Source organism: Halomonas sp. HNIBRBA4712, from assembly GCF_043558675.1.
In the GTDB taxonomy this organism is placed as follows: domain Bacteria; phylum Pseudomonadota; class Gammaproteobacteria; order Pseudomonadales; family Halomonadaceae; genus Vreelandella.
Genome location: NZ_JBIFXR010000003.1, coordinates 129,568 through 147,521, shown reverse-complemented (window position 1 = coordinate 147,521; position 17,954 = coordinate 129,568). Strand labels below are relative to the sequence as shown.

The following is a 17,954-nucleotide window of genomic DNA, read 5'->3' as shown; positions in this document are numbered from 1 at the left end:
ACATGAAAAGGGTGGCCATCAGCCAGGCTGCCAGCGTAAATCGAGCGTGAGCGGAAGCTCGGGGCTCGGCGTTTCCAGCGGCGGCATTTGAAATCCGTGGCGGTGACCGCCAACCTCGAAGCGCCCCATGCGCCGCGCTTCGGCTTCGAAGGCGTTGACCGGGAAGGTGTCGAAGCTTCGCCCGGTGGGGTGCACCACGTAATAGGTGCAGCCCGCCACGCTGCGCTGGTTCCAGGTATCGATCACGTCGAATGCCAGCGGTGCGTGCACCGGAATCTGCGGATGCAGCGCCGAGGGCGGCTGCCAGGCGCGGTAGCGCACCCCGGCCACCGCTTCGCCGCTGCGCCCGGTGGGCTTGAGCGGCACGCGGCGGCCGTTGCAGCTCACCACGTAGCGGTCGTCGCTCATGCCGCTGACCTTGACCTCGAGGCGCTCCACCGATGAATCCACGTAGCGCGCGGTGCCGCCGGCGGTGGCTTCTTCGCCGAGCACGTGCCAGGGCTCGATTGCCTGGCGCAGCTCGATACTGAGCGTGTCCGTCGAAAGACGCCCGTGCAGCGGGAAGCGGAACTCGCGAAACGGTTCGAACCACGCAAGCTCGAAATCGAAGCCGTGGCGGCGCAGATCATCGAGCACGTCGCCCAGGTCTTCCCACAGGTAGTGGGGCAGCATCCAACGATCCTGTAGCGCGCTTCCCCAGCGCACCGGGCGGCCGCGGTAGGGCGTTTTCCAGAGCCTGGCCACCAGCGCGCGGATCAAAAGCGTTTGCATCAACGAAAGTCTGGCGTGAGGCGGCATCTCGAAGCCGCGAAGCTCCAGAATTCCCAGCCGACCGGTGTCGCTATCCGGCGAGTAGAGCTTGTCGATACAGAACTCGGCGCGGTGGGTGTTGCCGGTCAAGTCGGTCAGCAGGTGGCGCAGCAGGCGATCCACCAGCCAGGGTTTGGCCACGTCGCCTTCGGGCATCTGTTTGAGCGCGATCTCGAGCTCGTAGAGCGCTTCGTGGCGCGCCTCGTCGACCCGTGGAGCCTGGCTGGTCGGGCCGATGAACAGCCCCGAGAAAATATACGAAAGGCTCGGATGGTGCTGCCAGTAGGTGACCAGACTCGCCAAAAGCGCCGGGCGGCGCAGAAACGGCGAATCCTCCGGGGTGACACCGCCGAGGGTAACGTGGTTGCCGCCGCCGGTGCCGGTGTGGCGGCCATCGAGCATGAACTTCTCGGCGCCCAGTCTTGAAAGGCGCGCCTGCTCGTAGAGGCGTTCGGTTTGCGCCACCAGGGTTTGCCAGCTCGCCGCCGGCATGATGTTGACCTCGATCACACCCGGGTCCGGGGTGATCATGAAGCTTTCCAGGCGCGGGTCGCGCGGCGGCGGGTAGCCTTCGATCATCACCGGGCAGCCGATCTCTTTGGCGCACTCCTCGATACTGCTGAGGAGATCGACGTAGTGCTCGAGCTGGGTCAGCGGCGGCAGGAAAACGTGGAGCCGGCCGTCGCGATGCTCGACGCACAGGCTCGTGTGGACCACGGCGTGCTGGCGGTCCTGCTCGGCGCTGGGCTGCTGCTGCACCGACTCGCCTTCCGGGTGACTCGAGCTTGCATGCACGCTCTGGCCCACGCGCTCGGCATAGCTTGCGCGGTGCTGCTCGGCGTGACGCCGCGCGACCTCGCCGTGAATGTCGCCAAGCTCGGCGCGCGGGGCGAACAGCGACTGCGGCTGGGGTCGATCTTCCGATTCCGCCCAGGGCAGCGCCGAAAGCGGTAGGCGAAGGCCCATGGGCGAGTCGCCGGGAATCAAATAGAGGTGATCGCGTCTGAGCGGCCAGCGCCCGGTCTCCCAACGGTGGTTCTGGGCGATCGAGTGGCGAAGCGGTAAGGCGTAACCCACCACCGCGCCGAGATCGCGCTCCAGAAGCCGGGCCAGGCGGCGGCGCTCGGCGTCATCCTTGAGGTTCGCCTCGCGCGGGTCGACGCTGACTGGCAGGGCCTGCTCTTTCCACAGGTAGTAGTAGGCGTCCTCGAAGGCCGGAATCCAGAAGCGCGGCGAAAGCCCCAGCCGCTCGGCCAGCGCGTGGGTAAAGCTCTTGGCAAGCAGTTCGTTGGCGTGCACCGCCGGGGCCTCTTCCATGCAGGCAAGCCATTTGGGTTCGCGCCACAGCGCCACGCCGTCCTTGCGCCAGTAGCAGGCCAGTGCCCAGCGCGGCAGCGGCTCACCGGGGTACCACTTGCCCTGCTGCTGCTGAACCACGCCGCCGCTGGCGAAGACGGCCTGCAGACGAGTCAACAGCGCCTCGGCGCGCTCGCGCTTGTGTTCGCCGAGCGCATCGATATTCCACTGCGGGCTTTCCATGTCGTCGATGGAGACAAAGGTGGGCTCGCCGCCCATGGTCAGGCGCACGTCCTCGCGCAATAGCTCTTCGTCGACCTGGTCGCCGAGGGCCACGATGCGCGACCACTGCTCATCGCTATAGGGTTTGGTGACCCGGGCATCTTCATGAATGCGCTCGACGCGCATCTCGACGTCGAAGCTGACCTCGCACTTGTCGCAAAAACCGGTGATCGCCGCCGCGCTGCCGGTGGTCGGCGTAGCGGCCAGCGGAATGTGGCCTTCGCCGGCAAACAGCCCCGAGGTGGGGTCGAGACCGACCCAGCCGGCGCCGGGCAGGAACACTTCGGTCCAGGCGTGCAGGTCGGTAAAGTCGACCTCGCTGCCCGACGGGCCGTCGAGCGCCTTGACGTCCGGCGCCAGCTGAATGAGATAGCCGGAAACGAAGCGCGCCGCCAATCCCAAATGACGAAAGATTTGCACCAGCAGCCAGGCGCTGTCGCGACACGATCCGCTGCCAAGCGTCAGCGTCTCTTCACAGCTCTGTACGCCGGGCTCCATGCGCACCAGGTAGCTGATGTCCTGCTGCAGGCGCTGGTTGATCTCGACGAGAAAGTCGACGCTCGTGCGCGGCGTACGATCCACACTTTCGAGCCACTCGGTGAGCTTCGGGCCCGCCTCGGTGACTTCGAGGTAGGGGCCGAGCTCGCGCTTGAGCTCTTCGGGATAGGTGAAGGGCAGCTTCTGAGCGCTTTCGTCGAGAAAGAAATCGAAGGGGTTGATCACCGTCATCGGCGCGATCAGCTCGACGGCGATGGTGAGCTCGCGGCGCGGTTCAGGGAAGACCACGCGGGCGTTGAAGTTGCCGAACGGGTCCTGCTGCCAGTTCAGGAAGTGGTCATTGCCGGAAATATCCAGCGAGTAGGACTCGATCCGGGTGCGGCAGTGCGGTGCCGGGCGTAGGCGGATCACATGAGGCGAAAGATTGACCGCACGGTCGAAGCGGTACGTGGTGCGGTGAGTCAAGGCAACGCGAATGGTCATGGGCCACCCTAGAGTTGAGCGGGGCGAACACGCGTGCGCCAGCCCCCGGGTAGAACGCAGTATCGCTCCGGGCGGCGAATTTTGCAGCACAATTTGCGTTGAATGATGAAGGCCCAGGGTGAGCTTGACGCGCAGTGAGCGGCGCGCCATAACGTTTACACAACGTTACCCCGCAGCGGGCGTTTAGCGCAGATCCACCTAAACTGAGGCTATCGGACCTGCGGGTTCGCTGCCGCGCCAGGAGAGCGCCCATGAGCAAAGTGAACTGGAATCAATACGCCTGCCGCGACTATTTTGATGAGCTCATAGCCGCCCCCGGCCAACCCCGCGCCTCGGCTTTTGAACTTTGTAACATGCTCGCCCACTTCAGCGCCGACGAGCTCGCCGAGCGCAAGGCCGCGGCGGAAGTCGCGATTCGTACCATGGGTATTACCTTTACTGTCTACTCCGAAGGCGCGATGATCGACCGTGCCTGGCCCTTCGATATCGTGCCGCGCATCATCCCCGCCAGCGAGTGGCGCAAGACCGAGGCCGGGCTCAAGCAGCGCGTGCAGGCCTTGAATCTTTTCATCGACGACCTTTATCACGACCAGAAAGTGGTCAAGGACAAAGTGCTGCCGGCGGAAGTGCTGGCCCAGTCGGTCAACTTTCGCCCGCAGTGCGTGGGAATCAACCCGCCGCACCGGGTGTGGGCGCACATTTGCGGCTCGGACCTGGTGCGCGGCGCCGACGGCACGCTCTATGTGCTCGAGGATAACCTGCGCATTCCTTCGGGTGTCTCCTACATGCTCGAAAACCGCAACGTGACCAAGCGTGTGCTGCCGGAGCTTTTTGCCTCCAACAAGATTTTGCCGGTGGACGACTACGTCGCCCAGCTCTACGACATGCTGGCGGCGATGTCGCCGCGCCCCGGCGACGACCCCCAGGTAGTGGTGCTGACCCCGGGGATCTACAACTCCGCCTACTTCGAACACGCCTACCTTGCCCAGCAGATGGGGGTGGAGCTCGTTCAGGGCAGCGATCTGCTGGTCGACGAGCATAACGTGGTGTACATGCGCACGGTGGAAGGGCGCCGGCGGGTAGACGTGATCTATCGCCGGGTCGACGACGAGTTCCTCGACCCGGAGGTGTTCAACAAGCAGTCGGTATTGGGCGTGGCCGGTTTGATGCGCGCCTGGCGGGCGGGCAACGTGGCGCTGGCCAACGCCCCGGGGGCGGGCGTGGCCGACGACAAGGTCGTCTACGCTTTCGTGCCGGAGCTGATCCGCTACTACCTGGACCAGGAGCCGCTTTTGCCCAACGTGCCGAGCTATCTGTGCATGTTCGAGAAGGATCGCCAGTACGTGCTTGAGCACCTGGACGAGCTGGTGGTGAAGCCCGCCAACGAGTCCGGCGGTTACGGCATGCTGATCGGCCCGCGCTCGACCAAGGAGACCCGCGACGAGTTCGCCAGGCTGATCGAGGCCAATCCGCGTAATTACATGGCCCAGCCGACCATCGCGCTCTCTACCACGCCCACGCTTGCCGGGGGCTTGCCCGAGCCGCGCCACGTCGACCTGCGCCCGTTCATACTCTCCGCCGGGCCGGATATTCACGTGACCACCGGTGGGCTCACCCGGGTGGCGCTGGTGGAAGGGTCGCTCGTGGTCAACTCCTCCCAGGGCGGCGGCAGCAAGGATACCTGGATCGTGGACGTGGAAGAAAACGACGCGAGCCAGAGCCAGCAGCAGGGGCAATCACAAGGTCAGTCGCAATCTCAACAGCAGGGCCAGTCCCAGGGCCAGCATCAGAGTCAGCAACAGGGAGGCGAGCACCATGCTGTCACGGGTCGCTGAGAATCTTTACTGGATGGCGCGCTACGTCGAGCGCGCCGAGGACACCGCGCGGCTTTTGAGCGTCAACAGCCATTTGATGCTCGACCTGCCGCGCAATCTGCCCCTGGGCTGGGCGCCGCTGATCGAGATGACCGGCACGCTCGAGGCGTTTCGCGCGCGTTTCGACACTTTCGACGAACAGAGCGTGGTGCATTTTCTCTGCGCCGATACGCAAAATTCGAGCTCGATCCTTGCGTCGCTTGCCAGCGCCCGGGAGAACCTGCGCACTACCCGCGATGTGGTGCCGCGCGAGATCTGGGAGGAGGTGAATTACCTGTATCTTGGCGTGGCGGATCACGCCGAGCACGGGGTCAGCCCGCGCCGGCGAGACGCGTTTCTCAAGAACGTGATTCGCAGCTGCCAGACCCTGACCGGGCTGATCGAAGGCACGCTGAGCCACGGCCCGGCGCGTACCTTCATCGAGCTTGGCCGCCAGCTCGAGCGCGCCGATATGACCACGCGGATTCTCGACGTGCGCTCGGCGAGTCTACTGCCGCAGAATCCCGAAGAGCTCTTGCCCTTCGAGAACCTGCAGTGGATGAGCCTGCTCAAGTCCCTGACCGCCTATCAGATGTACCGCCAGCAGGTGCGTCTACGGGTACGCGGCCCCGACGTGCTGCGCTTTCTATTGCAGGACCCGCATCTGCCGCGAGCGATCGCCTGTACGCTTGAAACCCTGAGTCAGGAACTTCAGTGGCTACCCCGCCAGGACCGGGTAGCGGCCACGGTCTCGCTGGTGCGGGCGGACGTGATCGACGCCGACATTCAGGCGCTCGCCCACTCGCCGAGCAAGCTGCACGCTTTCATCGACGAGCTGCAAGTGGCTTTCGCCAACATCCACGACACCCTGAGCGCGACCTATTTCGTCAACAGTGAGGACGTTCCCCGCGTCGACTCGAGCCAGCGCCCGACCCAGAGCACCAGCGGGGAACAGGATAACGACTAGGCGGCGCCGGGCGAGGCACTCCCCCCTGCACGAGCGATCAGCTCGTGCAGGTACTCGAGCTTGGCGTGCACCGGCGGGGCCAGCACCGAGGGCGCCAGGTCCAGAAGCCCCATGTCGCGGTTGAGTTCGTTCACCGCCAGCCCCACCTGATGAAACGCTTGTACCAGGCTCTCCAGACTACCGTCGTACTCGGTATGGGTAACCCCCATGTGCTGAGCGGTGTCGAGGACCGAGACCATGTCGAGATAGAACGCGAAGCTCTCGGCAAAATCCTCCCAGGCGTGCATGGTGGCGTAGGCGGAGATGTGGCGCTCGGCCCAGTCCTGGGGCGCACCCTGCTGGTAGTACTGCTCCAGCGCCTCGCTGTAAGTCGGGTTCTCGTGGTCGCCGAAGACCGCCTTGCAGGCTTCTTCGTCCTGACCCTTGACCAGTAGATCCCAATAGTAGTGGCCGACCTCATGGCGAAAGTGGCCGATCAGCGTGCGGTGGGACTCGTTCATATCGACCCGCAAGCGCTCGCGCTCCACCGTATCCGCCTCCTTGACGTTGATGGTGATATGGCCCTCGGCGTGGCCGGTGTACACCTTCTGCTGACCGACCGAGCGCCAGAGCCCCTGGTCGGGCAGGGCATCGGCCATGAACGAAAAGGTGAGCGGCAGCGGCGTATCGTCGCCCGGAGCGCCATGGGGCAGCTTCAATAAATCCAGCGTGTAGAAAAGCCGACGCTTGGCGGCTTCAAGTGCCGCCCAGCGCTCGCGGTTGCCCTCCACCCCAAGATCCGGAATCACGTCGTTGTGGCAGCAACAGTCGCACAGCGGTGCCGGCTCGGTGCCACCAGGCGCCGGTGCGTGGTCGGCGGCGACCATGCGGTTGCAGACGTTTTCCACCGCGTAATTGTGACACTTGACCAGCGGCGCTTCACAGCCCGCGGCGCTGCAGCGGTACTGGCCGGATTCGAGCGGCTCGAGCGCGACGATGGCATGGCACGAAGGGCACCAGCCGACTTCAAAATCGCAGGCGACACAGTGCGTGTTTTCGAAAAACAGCGGATTACCACAGCGACAGCTAAAGGTCTGCATGAACGTCTCCTTGTTGTGCACCTTCTTTTCAGTCCTATCAGCGCCCGCCCTCGATGCCGCACTTTTTATGAGGGTGGCGATTCTCGCAGCATAGCCTGGCGGTTGCGCGTTGGATGCGTCTCGGCCCCGCTTTTCATCCAAAACGGCGGGTATTTTTTTACCCGCTCGGCACCGCCAAGGGCTAATTGACGTTTACGTCAACTTGCTGCTATATCTGGGCCGATACGAGCATGCGCGCCGCGGCCAGCAGCGTTACCCCTCGCGGCGGAATCTTTTAAAAGCAATAACAATCGATCAGGAGAAACGCTGTGGCTCTACGAGACATTCCACTTTTCATCGACGGCCAGGCCGTGGCGTCGCAAAGCGGCGAGTGGCGCGAGGTGATCAACCCGGCGACGCAAGAAGCCGTTGCCCGTGTGCCGTTTTGCACCCCGGACGAGGTCGAGCGCGCCATCGAAAGCGCCCGCGCGGCCTTTGGCGAATGGCGCAAGACGCCGCTCAACAAGCGCATGCGCATCATGATGAAGCTCGCCGCCCTGATTCGCGAGCACACCGGGGAGCTCGCCGCGCTGATCACCGAGGAGCACGGCAAGACACTGCCGGATGCCGAAGGCGAGGTCGGTCGCGGGCTCGAGGTGGTGGAGCACGCCTGTTCGATCACCTCGCTGCAGCTCGGTGAAGTGGCCGAGAACGCGGCAAGCGAAGTGGATGTGTACACCCTGCACCAGCCGCTTGGCGTGGGCGCGGGCATTACGGCGTTCAACTTCCCGATCATGCTGCCGTGTTTCATGTTTCCGCTGGCGATCGCCACGGGTAACACCTTCGTTTTGAAACCCTCCGAGCAGGACCCGAGCTCGACCATGCGCCTGGTAGAACTCGCTCATGAGGCCGGCGTGCCGCCGGGCGTGCTCAACGTGGTCCACGGCGGGCCGGAGGTGGCCAATCAGCTCGCCGACGATACCCGCATCAAGGCGCTGTCGTTCATCGGCTCCTCCCACGTTGGCGGGCTCTTGTACGAGCGCGCGGCGAAGGCAGGCAAGCGCATGCAGGCGATGATGGGGGCGAAGAACCACTGCGTGGTAATGCCGGACGCCAACAAAAGCCAGGCGATCAATAGTCTATTGGGCTCCGCCTTCGGGGCGGCGGGCCAGCGCTGCATGGCCAACTCCGTGGTCGTGCTGGTGGGGGAGGCGAGACAGTGGCTCGATGAGTTGATCGAAGGTGCGCGCGGTATGCGCGTTGGCCCCGGTACCCAGCGCGACGCCGACCTGGGGCCATTGGTGTCGCCCCAGGCGAGGGCGCGGGTCGAGGGGCTGATCGATCAGGGCGAGCGCGAAGGCGCAACGCTTGCGCTCGATGGGCGCGGCTACCAGGTGGAAGGCTACCCGGACGGCAATTTCGTCGGGCCGACGCTCTTTAGTGACGTGACCGCCGACATGAGCATCTACCGGGAGGAGATCTTCGGACCGGTGTTGTGCGTGGTGAACGTGGCCACGCTGGAGGAGGCGATTGCGTTCATCAACGCCAACCCCAACGGGAACGGCACTTCGATCTTCACCAGTTCCGGCTGGGTGGCCCGGCGTTTCGAAACCGACATCGACGTCGGCCAGATCGGCATCAACGTGCCCATTCCGGTGCCGGTGGCATACTTCAGCTTCACCGGCTCGCGCGGCTCGAAACTCGGCGACCTGGGCCCCAACGGCAAGCAGGCGATCGCTTTCTGGACCCAGACCAAGACCGTGACCGCGCGCTGGTTCGAGCCCGAGAACGTCTCCGGCGGTATCAACAGCACGATCTCGCTGAGCTGAACCGGCCCGCTAGGTCTGCATGAGAGGCAGGCTCTGCTCGAAAAGCCGCTCGATCTGCTCGAGCTGGCTTTCGTGCAACACCAGCAGCGTTTCGCCGCTTTCTGCTTCACCGGCGGGCGGCGTGAGCAGCGCGAACTCGCCCTCCTCGAGGTGAAATTCGTGAATCTCGCGCCGCCCAAGGGCAGTGTCGCAAAGCGAACAGCGGTAGCGCTCATCCTCGCCGTACACCAGGCGGTGATACATCTTGAACTGGGTGTAGAGTGCAAGGCCGCCCTCGAAGGCCGGCCAGCGCGCCGGCGTCGCGCGGGTGCCGTCTTCGACCGTTTCACCCCTGGCGGTTGCGGCTTTGATCGCCGCCGCTAGCGGCTCGGCCAGTAGTACCCCTTGTCGTGACACCGAAAGCGCATCCTCGCGCGAGCGCTGATCGAAGGCGCTCGCGGCCGCGCGAAACGCCTCGAGCGAGATCAGCGGCGAGTCGATGTGGGCCAGGTCCGCCGGATCGCAGCCGCCGTTTTCCCAGCCGTGAATGATGCGAAGCGTTACAAGCCCCTGGGCCATGGGTTTGCCCAGCAGCATGTAGAGCGCCACTTTGACGTGCAGTTCGCGCTCCTGGGCGCTGTTTTCAAACGCGCGATACGGGTCTGCGAACAAACCGTGCAGCCGCCCGTGCACGTGTTCCTTGGCTTCGGCGAAAGGCATGGGGCCTCCTCAAACGCAGTGTTTTCTTCAAGTTATCTCTTTCTTCAAGGTATGGCTTTTTTATCTCATTGACATTAATTATCTCGTGTTCGGCTAACGCTCCGGTTCAACGTAAGCTAGAGTGATCGGCTTTTACTCGGCCTTTTAGCGCCGGAGTTTCAGGTCGACGAGGATGGCAAGACGATGATTCGCAGTATGCTGACAAGCCCGGATGGCAGCCAACAGATAGGCGGCGAAGAGCTGATCGAGCAGTGGCGGGAAGCGCCGCACAGCCACATCTGGATCGACCTTCAGGGCGAAGAGCAAACCGTCGAGCGCACGCTGCTGGAGCGCTTCGAGTGTCACCCGCTGGCGATTCAGGATGCGCACAAGGAGCGCCACCCGCCCAAGATCGAGGAGTTCGAGAACCACACCCTGATCATCTATCGCGGTATCTCATCCTTCGATGCGGAGCTCAACTTCGTGCCCCAGCAGGTGTCGTTTTTCATCGGCGAGCGCTTTTTGATCACCCTGCACCCGGGCGAGGCGATGAGTATCGAGCGGCTGTTCAACGCCCAGGGCGGGGCGCTTCTGGCACAGTCGCCGGAGCGCGCCGCCCTGCGAGTGATGTACACCTCGGCGGGGTTTTACAGCGACAGTTTGCTTGAGTTCGAAACCGCGCTGAGCGATCTGGAAGACGAGCTTTTGGAAGACGGCAACGACGCGCTGATGCGCCGGATCATCAGCTACCGCTCGAAGCTGGTCAAAATGCGGCGAATATTCAGCTACCACAAGGGCATCACCCAGGAGCTGACCGCCTACGACTACGAGCACCTGCCGCGGGATCAAAGCGAAACCCTGTACGCGATCAACGACGTCGCCGAGCGCTTCGAGCGCCTCTACACCCTGACCCAGATGTACTACGACATCTGCGGCGATCTGGTCGACGGCTATATCTCGATCTCCTCGCACCAGCTCAACATCACCATGCGCATCCTGACGGTGATTACCGCGATCTTCGTGCCGTTGACCTTTATCGCCGGAATCTACGGGATGAACTTCGAGGTCATGCCGGAACTCGGCTGGCGCTACGGCTACTTCTTCGTATGGGCGTTGATGCTCGTGATTGCGGGCGCCCTGGTCTGGTACTTCCAGCGCAAGAAGTGGTTCTGATTCGATGCCCCCGGGGCGGTCGGGGGGATTGAGCAAGGGCTAAAGTTTGATATGGTCTCCCAAACTCACCTCGTGATGATGGGAGGCCTTGATGGCTAACGCGCGCGACACCGTACCTGACACCATGGCAGCGATGCTCTTGACCGGCCACGGCGACATCGACAGGCTCGAGTACCGCGAGGATGTCGCCACCCCCGCGCCCGGCCCGGGCCAGGTGCTGGTACAGGTGACCGCCACGGCGAAGAACAACACCGACCGCAAGGCGCGCGAAGGGCTCTACCCGACCAAAGGCAAGGAGGAAGTAACCTCCTTTGCCATGGGGGGCTCCCCTACGCTCACCTTCCCGCGCATTCAGGGCGCGGACATCGCCGGGCGCGTGGTGGCGGTGGGCGAGGGCGTCGATACCGCGCGCATCGGCGAGCGCGGTCTTCTGGACTTCAACCTCTACCCGGATGCGCGCGCCGATATCAACCTCGCGCCGGACTACTACGGCCACGGCGCCGACGGCGGCTTCGCCGAGTACGTGGCGCTGCCTTCCAGGCAGTTCCATCACATTCCCAACCCCGACCTGACCGACGCCGAACTCGCCTCGATGGGCATGTGCTCCTATCAAACGGGCTACCACATGATGACCGCGGCAAACGTGCGTGAAGGCGAGCGCGTTTTGGTCAGCGGCGCCAGCGGCGGCGTAGGTACCGCGCTGATCCAGCTCTGCCGCGTCGTCGGCGCGATCCCCTACGCGGTGAGCCAGCCGGACAAGGCGGAGGCACTTTTAGCGCTCGGCGCCGAGGCGGTGATCGACCGGGGCGAGCTCGACACCTTCGTTGACCGGGTGCTCGAGGCTACCGGCGGCGCGCCGATCGACGCGGTGATGGATCTGGTAGGCGGTTCGATGACGGATCTCTTCATCGATACCATGATTTCGGACATGAGCGCGCGCGCCACCTACCCAAGGCTCTCCATCGCCGGCGCCAGCGGCGGCAACATCAGCGAGATCATGTGGACGCGCATCTACCTCTATCAGGTGCAGATCTTCGGCGTCTCTCACGGCACCCGCGAAGAAGCCGCGCAGCTGATGGCCTGGATCGAGCAAGGCGCGCTCAAGCCGGTGCTGCACGCGGCGTTCAAGCTTTCCGAGCTGCACGAGGCGGAGCGCTACTTCGTCAGCCGGGGTAATAATTATCTCGGCAAGATCGTGATCGTCCCCGACGCCCAGTGGGAAACCCACGGCGCGCCGTTCGCGCTCGCATCGAGCTAACGCTCTTTTTGCCTATCGCGCTTTTCGCTTTTCTCATTGGCCATCCCGGGAGATGCCCTTGAAAAACCGTCATACCATTGAACTGATGGATACCCACGCCGGCGGCGACGTCAGCCGGATCGTCACCGCGGGCATCGACGCGCTGCCCGGCGCCACGGTGCGCGCGCAGATGGAGTACCTGCGCGACGACGCCGACGGCCTGAGGCGGCTTCTGCTCGAGGAGCCCTACGGCATTCCCGAGATGTCGGTGGATCTACTGGTGCCGCCGACCCACCCGGAAGCGGTGGCGGGCTACATCATCATGGAGGTGATGGGCTACCCGATCTATTCCGGCTCGAACACGCTATGTACCGCTACGGCGGTGCTGGAAACGGGGCTCGTACCCAAACAGGAGGGCATCCAGCGCTTCAAGCTCGAAGCCCCGGCGGGGCTGGTGCAAATCGAAGCGCGGGTACACAACGGCGTAGTCGAGTCGGTCACCTGTGAGGGGCTACCGAGCTATATCGACACCTACCGCGATACCCTCACGGTGCCCGGCGTGGGCGAGGTGACCTACTCGATCGCCTACAGCGGCGGGTTCTACGCGCTGGTCGACGCCGAGGCGCTCGGTTTTCGGCTGACCCTTGACGAGGAGGCCGCCCTTGCCGCCTGCGCGTATAAAATCGTCGAGGCGATCAAGGCCAAGCGCGGCTTCTCCCACTACACCCTGGGCGACGTGGGGCCGCTGCCGTTTTTGCACTTCATGGGGCCGGAAGAGGCGGTGGGCGAGGGCTATACCCGCTCGCGCTCGACGACCTATGTCCACCCGGGCGTGATCTGTCGCAGCACTACCGGTACCGGTACCTCGGCCCGGCTTGCGCTGATGAGGTATGAAGGGCGCCTGGAGATCGGCGACAAGCTCGAAACCGTGTCGCTAAGGGAAACCGGCTTCATCGGCACCTTTACCGGCACCCACCGCGAAGGTGCCTATCAGGTGGTCGAAAACACCATCACCGGGCGCAGCTACGTGCTCGCCGAGTCGAAGATCGTGATCAACTGCGAGGACCCGATGGTGCGCTGCGGCGAACTGCACCATATCCTGAGCGACCGGCACGAAGGCTCGTGATCTAGCGCCGAGGGGAGGAGAGTGATCACTTTCAGCGGGCTCGCAAGCAACCCGTGGCGGGTAATGCGGCTCAGTCAAGGCATGTACGTGCCAAGGGCCACAAACCTCATGTGGGAGGCCGCTTCAGCGGGCGAATGGCGCCGTCAGGTGCCTTTGCCGGGCCACCCGTCGCGAGCTGAAGCTCCCTCCCACAACCTCAGTCAAGCCCGATTGAACGGCGTTAAGCGTCAGGGTGACACCTTCCCCCGCAGCGACTTGATCGCGCCCTTACGCGTCTTGTTATCGACCCGGCGGCGTTTGGCGCTCTTGCTTGGTTTGGTGGGGCGGCGCACCTTGCGTGGCGTTACCGCTTCCAGAATCAGCGCCTTGAGCCGGGCGAGCGCATCCTCCTTGTTGAGCTCGAGGGTGCGGTGGCTCTGCGCCTTGATGATGATGACGCCTTCCTTGCTGATGCGCTGATCCGAATACGCCAGCAGCCGCTCCTTGTAGACCGGTGGGAGCGTCGAGTGCGGTATATCGAAGCGCAGGTGCACGGCGGAAGCGACCTTGTTGACGTTCTGCCCGCCGGCGCCCTGGGCGCGAATCTGGGTGAGCGTGATCTCCCAGTCGGCGAGCGTCACGCTGTTGGAGAGTCTGAGCATCGCCTTCACCCCGCCAGATTGGTGATCGCACGCCCGTCGATGAACGCCCTCAGGTTGTCGAAGGCGTCGCCGAAGTAGAGCTCGAAGCTGTCCTTCTCCACATAGCCCAAGTGCGGCGTGGCGACCACGTTGGGGAGTGAGAGCAGCGGGTGGTCGGTGACCGGCTCGTCGTCGAAAACGTCCACCGCCGCGCGCCCGGGGCGGCCCTGCTGCAAGGCGGCCTCCAGCGCTCCCGGCTCGATCAGCCCGGCGCGGCTGGTGTTGACCAAAAGCGAGCCCGGCTTCATGCGCGCCAGGTGCGACGCCGTAACGATACCCTGGGTCTTGTCGTTCAGGCGCAGGTGCAGGGTGAGCACGTCGGCGCGCTCGAAAAGCTCCTGCTGGTTCTGCACCACGCCCAGGCCGTCGGCGATGGCGCGTTCGCGGCTGCCGGCGCGGCCCCATACCAGCACCTTCATGCCGAAGGCCTGGGCGTAGCGCCCGACCACGCTGCCGATGCGTCCGTAGCCAAAAATCCCCAGCGTACGCCCCTTGAGCCCGGTGCCCAGCGTTCGCTGCCAGCGCCCGGCTTTCAGGTTCTCGACCTCTTCGGGAATATGGCGCATCGCCGCGAGCACCAGCCCCCAGGTCAGCTCTGCGGCGGCGTCCGGCGAGCCCTTGCCGGTCATCACCGTCACGCCTTTGCGCTTGCAGGCGGCAAGATCCACGTGGGCCGCGCCGCCGCCGGTTTGGCTGATCACCTTGAGTTTGGGCAGGCGCTCGAGCAGTTCGGCGGTGATCGGCGTGCGCTCGCGAATCAGCACCAGGGCGTCGGCCTCCTTGAAGCGCTTCACTTGGGCGTCGAGCTCGGTCGCGGTGTCGTTGTGGATGGTCACCTGGAGGCCGTCGAGTTTGGCGAAGGCGTCCAGATGGCGCACGCAGTCCTGGTAGTCGTCGGGTATCACGATGTGCACGGGAATCTCCTTTTCATGAGCGGGTTCATTAAAGCATACCCGGCGGGCAGACTTTACCGCGCCGCTCGTTTTTAGGCGCTGGCTCGTTTCGGCGCTGACATGCCCGGGCAGCTTGCGCTAACGTGAGAGCGCTGCGCGGTGAATGCGTTCAGCGCGATGTTCCTGATCCTTGCAAGGAGGGCGCCATGCCCCACTACTCGATCGACGCCGGCGAGCTCAGCGCCGGCCAAATCTACCGGCTGTTATCCGGCACCGTATGCCCGCGCCCGATCGCTTGGGTGGCGACCTGCGACGCCGAAGGCCGCGCTAACCTCGCGCCGTTTTCGTTTTTCAACGTGGCGAGCGTCGACCCGCCGGTGCTGGCGTTTTCACCGCTGCTCGACGGCGAGGGCAGGACCAAGGACACCGTGAACAACCTCAACGCGGTGGGCGAGTGCGTGGTGCACGTGGGCAGCGAAGACCTGGTCGAAGCGCTCAACGCCACCAGCGCCACGCTTACCCCGAATGACGACGAGTTCGATCACGCCGGGCTCGAAAAGGCCGAGATGCCGGGGGTGAGCGTGCCGCGCATCAAGGGCGCGCCCGTCGCCTTTGGCTGCACGCTTTTCGATATCGTGCGCTTTGGCGACAGCCCTCTCGCGGGCTCGCTGGTGCTGGCGCGCATCGTCAGCATCGAGGTCGACGAGCAGATCTGGGACGGGCGCCACGTGGCCATGGATACGCTCAAACCGGTCGGTCGGCTGGCGGGGAGCGACTACGTGCGTATTTCCGATCGCTTCGCGCTGGAGCGCCCGGGCTAAGTAAAAACGAGCCAAAACAGAAGGATATTCGAAGTTTTTTTATGGTCGCGCTCAAGTGCGCGCCTCTGGTGCCGATAGTCGTAGCGTTTCGCCCTTTTTCGGCCCGTGATCCCGGGGTACCGACAGGGCCATACGCTTTCTCTAGTCGACCATAAGCGAACCTTCGTCATGAAAAAGTCGTTAAGTATCCGCGCCATGCTGATGGGCCTTTTTGCCGCGGCGATTCTCGGCGCGGGCGTGCTCGCCGCCACTGGTTGGATCACCAACCAGCGGTTGGTCAATGCCCAACGCTATGTCACCCAGGACGTGCTGGCGCTGAAGGAGGCAGGCCGACAGCTGGGGCTCACCCTGGGCGCCTTTGGCCAGCGCCACGCCGATATGCTGGCCGCCCAAAGCGCGTCGGCGCTAAACGAGGTGACGCCGCTGGACGCGCTGGACGCGCGCTTTCAAGGCGCTCGGGAGCGGCTCGAAAGCGCGCCAGGCGACGAGCACGACCCGCACATGGCCACGCTCGACGCCGACTACCAGCGGCTGCTGGCCGGCGATGCGGCGCTTTTGGAGGTGCGCCAGGATACGCTCGACTTGCGCCTTCGTATCGCCGCGCAGATCGAGGCAATGCAGGCGCGTATCGAGAGCGTCATACAAGGGGCGCAGAGTGCCTCCGATCAAACGCTCTACACCCAGGCGCAGCGGGAACAGAGCCAGCGCGACTTGATGCAGGCCTGGCGCGAGGAGGGCACCACCACGCTCCCCACCCAGCTGCTCGACGATCTTTACCGCCCGCGCGTGGATATCGGCCGCCTGAGCGGTGAAGCGCGCCTGGCCCTTGCCCGGCTGGCGGATCTGAGTCGCCAGATGCTCCAGGTCGAGGATACCGAGGCGCTGATGGATCTGCGTAACTTCGTGATCGTGCCCCAGGTCGGGCAGGCGCTGCAGGCGCTGGACGCGATCGCCCAGGCGCCGAGTACCGAAGTGGAGCAGCGCGAGGTCATCCGCGAGCTGGCCGAGGAGGTGGGCGATCTCAACACGCTCATGGTCGAGGCACCGGACTCGGTGTTTGCGCTGCGTAACGCGCAACTGGCGCTCGATGCGCGTACTCAGGCCGCGCTTTTTGACACCTCCCAGGCGCTGGCGGCGATGAACGATACTCTGGACGCCATTAACGACGATATTACCGCCAGGGCCAACAGCGCCGCCACCGACGCCAGCCGCCTGGCCCAGGCCGGGCGCACGCTGCTGGTGCTGGTGACGCTGGCGGTGGTGGCGCTGCTCGGCATTTTCGGCGCGCGGACCCTGGTGCGCGTGCTCGGCCCGCTCAAGCTCATGCGCCAGCAAATGGAAACCATCGGCGGCGCCAGCGGCGAAAGCGCCGATCTCTCCCGGCGGCTGGCGCTCAAACATAGTGACGAAGTGGGCCAGGCGGCGCTTGCCTTCAACCGGATGATGGATACCTTCGAAGCCATGGTGCGCGAGGTGCGCGAAAGCGCCGAGGCGATCGCCGAGGGCAGCGGCCGGATCGCCGATGGCAATGACGATCTCTCCCAGCGTACCGATCAACAGGCCAGCTCGCTGACCCAGACCGCTGCGAGCCTCGAGCAGATGACCGCGACGGTCAAGCAGACCGCCGACTACGCCGACCAGGCGAAGGGCGCCAGCCACCAGGTCGACCAGCGCGCCCGCGCCGCCGACGACGTAGCCAAGCGCAGCGCCGCAGCCATGAGCGATATTCGTCAGGCGAGCGAAAAGATTACCTCGATCATCAAGGCGATCGACGATATCGCCTTTCAAACCAACCTGCTGGCGCTCAACGCCTCGGTGGAAGCCGCCCGCGCCGGCGAGCAGGGCCGCGGTTTCGCGGTGGTGGCCCAGGAAGTACGTAAGCTTGCCGGGCGCAGCGCCGAGGAGGCCGCGCGCATCCGCCATCTGGTCGACGACAGCATGAGCAAGGTCAGCGAAGGCGAAGAGCTGGTGATCGCCTCGAGCGCCCATCTACAGGAAATCGTCGATAGCCTGGCCCAGGTGACGCACTACGTCGGCGATATCGCCAATGCCACGTTCGAGCAGTCCGCGGGAATCGATCAGATCAACCAGATGGTCGCCCAGCTCGAGCAGGTCACCCGGCAAAACGCCCACCTGGTGCAGGAGGCCGCCCGTACCAGCCAAGCGCTGGATAGCCGCGCCAGCGACATGCACGCCCTGATGGGCCGGTTCCAGGTCAGCGGCTACGCTGAACACAGAGCGCTGCCCAGCTCCGGTTAGTACCGTTTGCA

The 17,954-nt window shown here is 64.4% G+C and carries 13 protein-coding genes; 8 read left to right on the top strand and 5 right to left on the bottom strand.

The genetic code is table 11. From position 1 onward, the window contains the following. Nucleotides 1-18: 18 nt before the first annotated feature. Nucleotides 19-3,369, bottom strand: coding sequence for a DUF2126 domain-containing protein (locus tag ACGK9R_RS07935; RefSeq protein ID WP_394580008.1), 3,351 nt, complete (start codon nt 3,367-3,369; stop codon nt 19-21). 251 nt (nt 3,370-3,620) lie between these two features. Between ACGK9R_RS07935 and ACGK9R_RS07930 the strand changes: the two genes are divergently transcribed. Continuing rightward, complete coding sequence (locus ACGK9R_RS07930; RefSeq protein ID WP_394580006.1) at nt 3,621-5,204, top strand: circularly permuted type 2 ATP-grasp protein; 1,584 nt, start codon at nt 3,621-3,623, stop codon at nt 5,202-5,204. After that, the gene (locus ACGK9R_RS07925) at nt 5,185-6,189 is read left to right on the top strand and encodes an alpha-E domain-containing protein (protein ID WP_394580004.1); all 1,005 of its coding nucleotides are present in this window, start codon (nt 5,185-5,187) and stop codon (nt 6,187-6,189) included. Before ACGK9R_RS07930 ends, ACGK9R_RS07925 begins: the two co-directional genes overlap by 20 nt. Here the strand turns inward: ACGK9R_RS07925 and ACGK9R_RS07920 are convergent. Continuing rightward, a complete protein-coding gene (locus ACGK9R_RS07920) occupies nt 6,186-7,268 on the bottom strand; it encodes a putative zinc-binding metallopeptidase (protein WP_394580002.1) in 1,083 nt (360 codons plus the stop codon). The genes ACGK9R_RS07925 and ACGK9R_RS07920 overlap by 4 nt on opposite strands. Nucleotides 7,269-7,576: 308 nt before the next feature. On the opposite strand from ACGK9R_RS07920, the gene ACGK9R_RS07915 reads away from it, so the two are divergent. Then, entirely contained in the window at nt 7,577-9,076 is a 1,500-nt protein-coding gene (locus ACGK9R_RS07915) for a CoA-acylating methylmalonate-semialdehyde dehydrogenase (RefSeq protein ID WP_394580000.1), read from the top strand. A gap of 9 nt (nt 9,077-9,085) precedes the next feature. Here the strand turns inward: ACGK9R_RS07915 and ACGK9R_RS07910 are convergent, their stop codons facing one another. Further along, a complete protein-coding gene (locus ACGK9R_RS07910; RefSeq protein ID WP_394579999.1) occupies nt 9,086-9,775 on the bottom strand; it encodes a hypothetical protein in 690 nt (229 codons plus the stop codon). A 183-nt stretch (nt 9,776-9,958) separates the two neighbouring features. Here ACGK9R_RS07910 and corA point away from each other — a divergent pair, with 183 nt between their 5' ends. From corA to ACGK9R_RS07895, 3 genes are all read left to right on the top strand, one after another. Then, entirely contained in the window at nt 9,959-10,927 is a 969-nt protein-coding gene (corA, locus tag ACGK9R_RS07905) for a magnesium/cobalt transporter CorA (RefSeq protein ID WP_394579997.1), read from the top strand. Between the two features lie 91 nt (nt 10,928-11,018). After that, complete coding sequence (locus ACGK9R_RS07900; protein WP_394579995.1) at nt 11,019-12,185, top strand: alcohol dehydrogenase catalytic domain-containing protein; 1,167 nt, start codon at nt 11,019-11,021, stop codon at nt 12,183-12,185. A 58-nt stretch (nt 12,186-12,243) separates the two neighbouring features. Continuing rightward, the gene (locus tag ACGK9R_RS07895) at nt 12,244-13,290 is read left to right on the top strand and encodes a proline racemase family protein (protein WP_394579993.1); all 1,047 of its coding nucleotides are present in this window, start codon (nt 12,244-12,246) and stop codon (nt 13,288-13,290) included. A gap of 227 nt (nt 13,291-13,517) precedes the next feature. On the opposite strand, the gene arfB is transcribed toward ACGK9R_RS07895, so the two are convergent. Together arfB and ACGK9R_RS07885 are read right to left on the bottom strand one after the other, a co-directional pair. After that, nucleotides 13,518-13,931: an alternative ribosome rescue aminoacyl-tRNA hydrolase ArfB gene (gene arfB, locus ACGK9R_RS07890; protein ID WP_394579991.1), complete on the bottom strand. Its 414-nt coding sequence runs from the start codon at nt 13,929-13,931 to the stop codon at nt 13,518-13,520. Between the two features lie 5 nt (nt 13,932-13,936). Continuing rightward, on the bottom strand, nt 13,937-14,884 hold the full coding sequence (locus ACGK9R_RS07885) for a D-2-hydroxyacid dehydrogenase family protein (RefSeq protein WP_394579989.1): 948 nt from the start codon (nt 14,882-14,884) through the stop codon (nt 13,937-13,939). A gap of 185 nt (nt 14,885-15,069) precedes the next feature. Between ACGK9R_RS07885 and ACGK9R_RS07880 the strand changes: the two genes are divergently transcribed. Both ACGK9R_RS07880 and ACGK9R_RS07875 read left to right on the top strand, forming a co-directional pair. Then, on the top strand, nt 15,070-15,684 hold the full coding sequence (locus ACGK9R_RS07880; RefSeq protein ID WP_394579987.1) for a flavin reductase family protein: 615 nt from the start codon (nt 15,070-15,072) through the stop codon (nt 15,682-15,684). Nucleotides 15,685-15,852: 168 nt separating this feature from the next. Continuing rightward, nucleotides 15,853-17,943, top strand: coding sequence for a methyl-accepting chemotaxis protein (locus ACGK9R_RS07875; RefSeq protein WP_394579985.1), 2,091 nt, complete (start codon nt 15,853-15,855; stop codon nt 17,941-17,943). The last annotated feature ends 11 nt before the right edge of the window (nt 17,944-17,954 follow it).

Excerpts from the sequence above, each read along its gene's own strand:
- ACGK9R_RS07935 (WP_394580008.1), bottom strand. The coding sequence starts at position 3,369 with ATGACCATTCGCGTTGCCTTGACTCACCGCACCACGTACCGCTTCGAC.
- ACGK9R_RS07930 (WP_394580006.1), top strand. The coding sequence starts at position 3,621 with ATGAGCAAAGTGAACTGGAATCAATACGCCTGCCGCGACTATTTTGAT.
- ACGK9R_RS07925 (WP_394580004.1), top strand. The coding sequence starts at position 5,185 with ATGCTGTCACGGGTCGCTGAGAATCTTTACTGGATGGCGCGCTACGTC.
- ACGK9R_RS07920 (WP_394580002.1), bottom strand. The coding sequence starts at position 7,268 with ATGCAGACCTTTAGCTGTCGCTGTGGTAATCCGCTGTTTTTCGAAAAC.
- ACGK9R_RS07910 (WP_394579999.1), bottom strand. The coding sequence starts at position 9,775 with ATGCCTTTCGCCGAAGCCAAGGAACACGTGCACGGGCGGCTGCACGGT.
- corA (WP_394579997.1), top strand. The coding sequence starts at position 9,959 with ATGATTCGCAGTATGCTGACAAGCCCGGATGGCAGCCAACAGATAGGC.
- ACGK9R_RS07900 (WP_394579995.1), top strand. The coding sequence starts at position 11,019 with ATGGCTAACGCGCGCGACACCGTACCTGACACCATGGCAGCGATGCTC.
- arfB (WP_394579991.1), bottom strand. The coding sequence starts at position 13,931 with ATGCTCAGACTCTCCAACAGCGTGACGCTCGCCGACTGGGAGATCACG.
- ACGK9R_RS07880 (WP_394579987.1), top strand. The coding sequence starts at position 15,070 with ATGCCCCACTACTCGATCGACGCCGGCGAGCTCAGCGCCGGCCAAATC.
- ACGK9R_RS07875 (WP_394579985.1), top strand. The coding sequence starts at position 15,853 with ATGAAAAAGTCGTTAAGTATCCGCGCCATGCTGATGGGCCTTTTTGCC.